Below are 259 nucleotides of genomic sequence, written 5' to 3' on the forward strand. Positions count from 1 at the left end.
GTCGGGCCGAGGCGCTGACCGCTCCCGAGGCCGCCGCCCGGCACCTGGAGGAGGCGGTGGGGCTGCTCACCGACCCGGCGGAGCGGGCCGAGGCCGTGCTCGAACTGTGCAACGCCCACGTGTTGCGGCAGGGGGACTGCGTCGAGTCGGTGATGCGGCCGCTGCGGGGCGCGGCGTGGCGATTGGGCGAGCAGGCCGAACTGGACTGCCCGGACCCCGACGTGCGGCTGCGGTTGCGCGCGGTCGCGCATCCGGGGGT

At 76.8% G+C, this 259-nt stretch carries 1 protein-coding gene; it reads left to right on the plus strand.

Annotated features, from left to right (window positions below; genetic code table 11):
• Positions 1-259 (plus strand): hypothetical protein (locus tag GT354_RS07485; protein WP_161355463.1); only part of this gene is annotated, 259 nt, incomplete at both ends.

Source organism: Streptomyces sp. SID3343, from assembly GCF_009865215.1.
Classification (GTDB): Bacteria; Actinomycetota; Actinomycetes; order Streptomycetales; family Streptomycetaceae; genus Embleya.